This is a genomic window from Microcystis sp. M53603_WE2, from assembly GCF_030065435.1.
Map to the genome: position 1 here is coordinate 1 of NZ_JASJFF010000966.1, position 3,831 is coordinate 3,831.

Consider the following 3,831-nt stretch of genomic DNA (forward strand, 5'->3'; position numbering starts at 1 on the left):
AGGACGATATTTACCCGCCATCTCGTGGCCGGTGACGAAGGTAACGGAAGAACTATAATTGCGATGGGTGAGGGGAATACCGGCGTAGGCAGGCACGGCAATTCCTGAAGTGATCCCCGGCACGATCTCGACGCTAATTCCAGCCGCAATCAGATCGAGCATTTCTTCACCCCCGCGACCGAAAACAAAGGGATCACCCCCCTTGAGACGAACAACCACAGCATTAGTCTGGGCCTTCTCGATCAGTAAAGCGGTGATTTCCTCCTGTACTAGAGAATGACGACCGCAACGCTTACCCCCATGGATTTGTTCGGCCCTGGGGTTAATCATGGTCAGAATCGAGGGGCTGACTAGGGCATCATAGAGGACAACATCGGCATTTTCTAGGAGAACTTTCGCTTTTAAGGTCAACAAACCGGGATCTCCGGGACCTGCACCGACGAGATAGACCTTACCACAACTTTCTGATTGATTCATAGATACTGGGGAGAAAATTCCTGCTTCGATCGAATGCGCTTGATCCCTAATGTATTGTGACTGGGGCAAAATTTGGTATTTTTAGCTACAGTTACTCGGCGATCATGCGCTTTCTTCATGAAGAATTATGATCTTAACATTACTTAACCCTTAATCTAGCGATCGCTCTGATCCTAAATCCCGTTTAACAGGTATGGGGGAGTGGAAAGTGGGGAAAAGGGAGCGGGTTTTTAAAGTGGGATTGGGAGTTAATCATGCTATTAAAAACCGATTCAGTATAACGGTGAAGTTAGGCAATTGGTACGACTTGGAGGCGTAACCCAAGTGATTGTAAGACCTTAAGAACTGTGGCAAACTCTGGATTGCCTTCGATTGACAAAGCTTTATAGAGACTTTCACGCCCCAACCCTGTTTCACGGGCAATATGTGTCATCCCTTTAGATCGAGCAATATCACCTAATGCTGCTACCACTAAGCTTGGATCGCCATCTTCAAGAGCTGCTTCAAGATATGCAGCTATATCTTCTTTTGTTTCGAGATGTTCTGCCGCATCCCAAGGATAGGTTTGGATAGTAGCCATGAAAATCTCCTATAAGTCTTGTGCTAAATTTAATGCTGTTTTGATGTCCCGTTCTTGAGTTTGCTTATCTCCTCCTGCCAAGAGGATGATCAAGGTCTCGCCTCGCTGAATGAAATACACCCGATAGCCTGGGCCATAATCGATCCGCAGTTCCGATACACCTTTTCCTACTGGTTTAACATCGCCTGGATTGCCCATAGACAGGCGACGAACACGAATGTCTATAAGTGCTTTTGCTTGGCGATCCCGCAAATTGCTAAACCACTGAGAGTAGGTTTCGGTCTGGCGAATTTCAATCATGCCTTAAGTGTATCCTATGGGATACAGAAGGACAAGCAATAAAAATAAGGTGCGTTACATTTTATGAACGCACCCTACAAGATCAGCGATCGCAATAATCAATGTGCATGGTGCGTTCCCCAAAAATCGATCGCTGGAGCGGTAGAAGTTGCCTTAGGGAACGCACCCTACAAGATCAGCGTGCTGCTACGCAGTGCCTTCGGCATCGCACTTAATTAAGGATAAAAACTAGGCTTTAACTTTTAAAGGAAATCTCTCAGGATTTTTAATAATTTCTTTGCTTAAATCTACATCTAAATCTGGCCAATAAAAATGATTAGGAAAAGGCTCTTGTATATTTAAAATTTTTCTAATAGGGACATCTTGAAACCAGTAAAAATTTTGATAGGAAAGAAACATTTCTTCATTGTTTGCCAGAATCCATATTCCATGGGAAGAAATATGAGTTACTTCAGCTTGAGAAGTGTTTTGTCCAAGCATTTCTAAGTTCATTTTGTCGTTCCTCAATAATAGTTTCTATCGCTTGAAGATGATTGATGCTTACCCTTCGTTTATTATAGCAAATATTCAGTTAAAAATACAAGAAGGAGAAGCAAGAGCATAAAAATCCCCCTCAACTGGTCTAAAATTAAGGGGGAATGAGTTATATAAAAAAGCAATTTAACCGACGTTACTGGGTTCTTTTTCGGTTGAATGAGAGCGTTTTACTTTGCGTTTTAGGGTTGCACCTGCACCAAGTATTCCCAGGGAAAGAAGACTTAGGGTTGAGGTGGGTTCTAATGTTTTTGGAGGTGGACAGCTTAGTTTATTATTACCTGAACTTGTCTGTCCTTGTCCAGTAAGAGGGATAACTTGTTTTCCCGTAGGATCAGTTAAGTTAGCATCAACTCGTCCACTTCCTTCAGCTTTACTAGAGGTATCACACTTCGTTTCAGCTTTATTGTCATTTCCTATTTGTACATTTACATTGGTAACATTTGTGGTATTTATTTGAATATTATTGTATCTCCAACCTGATAATAATTGTCCTGATTCAAATACGCCACCTCCTGTTAGAGTTTCAGAAAAAATTGTTAAATCAAATTCTGAACCAGGAATAACATCATCTGGTACTGTACTTGTTATTGCTCCTGTTAAGCTGACAGTGATTCTTTGCGGTGGTGCACCTAGTAAATCTAATCCTGGTGCTGTTATCAAAAGACTCGCTTCATAGGCATGAGTCATATTATTAAAATCAAAAATAAAGTTTGAAGACTCTGAAGAATCTAGTGTAAAATTTACTAATCCTGTATTAATTGTTTGTCCATCAATTGTAATATCGAACGGCTCTATTATACCTTTAAATATTTCATAAGATCCAGAAATACCCCCACCTAGGCTGATAGCAAGAGCATTCATGGACAAAGAGGAACTCAAGAAACTAGATACAATAAATACAAACGGTTTAAGTCGCATTTTGTGACTTCCCACCTCCAATATAAAATACCACCGTATTCTAAATACGTTGAAATTTTCCTTCAAGGCTTTTAAAGTCATATAAAGTTATATAAAGCAGTATTAAGAAAAATAACTTAAATCTAAAAATAATATTAAATTGACCGTACACCTTATAATGTCATATAATGTCGGGTAAAAGCTTATTAATCTTGACTCTGTGTTTAAAAATGAACAATTTTGATATTCACTCTTTAATTACAACTGTTGATAATCTCATCTTTTCCTATACAGGAGAGAATTTAGATGATGTTCAGTCTGAAATCTTAGAAGGGGTGATTAATCACCAAAAATACACAGAAATCGCTAAAAATCATCATCGTTCCGAGAAATATGTCAAGGATGTAGCCGGTAAGCTATGGAAAACCTTATCGGAAATTTTAGGAGAAGAAGTTAATAAAGCTAATCTTAGGTCTAGTCTGCGAAGGTATTATTATAATGTCGCTAACAATAATGTCGTTAACGGTGTCCAAATTAATAAAGGTCATATCTGTAATCAACTACCAGAAAACCAATTACAAAAATTTGATCCAGAAGAAGAATATAAACTCGAAATCGCTACAGAATTGATGAAAGAAGGCTTAACCGTCGAACAAATTGCTAGAGTGTTAAAACTTCCCTTAGAATTAGTTAAAGAGCAACTTGAAAAACCTAAGCAAACTAATTAATGGTGGTATTTGGCACTGGCAGAGCATTTCTAAGTTCAATAATAATTTCTATTTTAATAAACTTCATCATGAGAGCCAATATCAACGAGACAACCATTAAGGTTACAATGAAGGAATCAGATTTCAGGAAATAGCCATGAAACGAGATGAAGTACTAACAATTCTCGCAAAACACCGAGAACAATTAGAAAAACTAGGGGTAAAATCTCTGTCTCTATTTGGTTCAGTAGCAAGGGATGAAGCACGTTTTGACAGTGATGTAGATTTATTGGTAGAATTTAGTAAAGCGGTAGGGTTATTTGAGTTTATCGA

Annotated in this window: 8 protein-coding genes; 3 read left to right on the top strand and 5 right to left on the bottom strand. The window is 39.0% G+C overall.

The window, feature by feature from the left end; all coding sequences use genetic code 11:
* The 3 genes from cobA to PX481_RS20445 all read right to left on the bottom strand — a co-directional run.
* Nucleotides 1–477 (bottom strand): uroporphyrinogen-III C-methyltransferase (gene cobA, locus PX481_RS20435; RefSeq protein WP_288095699.1); only part of this gene is annotated, 477 nt, incomplete at its 3' end.
* Nucleotides 478–766: 289 nt separating this feature from the next.
* Nucleotides 767–1,057, bottom strand: a complete 291-nt coding sequence (locus PX481_RS20440) for an addiction module antidote protein (protein WP_002757266.1) — start codon at nucleotides 1,055–1,057, stop codon at nucleotides 767–769.
* Between the two features lie 9 nt (nucleotides 1,058–1,066).
* Entirely contained in the window at nucleotides 1,067–1,357 is a 291-nt protein-coding gene (locus tag PX481_RS20445; RefSeq protein WP_002757268.1) for a type II toxin-antitoxin system RelE/ParE family toxin, read from the bottom strand.
* Nucleotides 1,358–1,420: 63 nt separating this feature from the next.
* On the opposite strand from PX481_RS20445, the gene PX481_RS20450 reads away from it, so the two are divergent.
* A complete protein-coding gene (locus PX481_RS20450) occupies nucleotides 1,421–1,576 on the top strand; it encodes a hypothetical protein (protein ID WP_002757270.1) in 156 nt (51 codons plus the stop codon).
* Nucleotides 1,577–1,585: 9 nt separating this feature from the next.
* On the opposite strand, the gene PX481_RS20455 is transcribed toward PX481_RS20450, so the two are convergent.
* Complete coding sequence (locus PX481_RS20455) at nucleotides 1,586–1,849, bottom strand: DUF2442 domain-containing protein (RefSeq protein WP_002757272.1); 264 nt, start codon at nucleotides 1,847–1,849, stop codon at nucleotides 1,586–1,588.
* A gap of 168 nt (nucleotides 1,850–2,017) precedes the next feature.
* The gene (locus PX481_RS20460; RefSeq protein WP_002757274.1) at nucleotides 2,018–2,893 is read right to left on the bottom strand and encodes a hypothetical protein; all 876 of its coding nucleotides are present in this window, start codon (nucleotides 2,891–2,893) and stop codon (nucleotides 2,018–2,020) included.
* Between the two features lie 128 nt (nucleotides 2,894–3,021).
* On the opposite strand from PX481_RS20460, the gene PX481_RS20465 reads away from it, so the two are divergent.
* Together PX481_RS20465 and PX481_RS20470 are read left to right on the top strand one after the other, a co-directional pair.
* Nucleotides 3,022–3,519, top strand: a complete 498-nt coding sequence (locus PX481_RS20465; RefSeq protein WP_043998850.1) for a helix-turn-helix domain-containing protein — start codon at nucleotides 3,022–3,024, stop codon at nucleotides 3,517–3,519.
* 136 nt (nucleotides 3,520–3,655) lie between these two features.
* The coding region (locus tag PX481_RS20470) for a nucleotidyltransferase family protein (protein ID WP_288095701.1) at nucleotides 3,656–3,831 on the top strand (176 nt) is incomplete at its 3' end.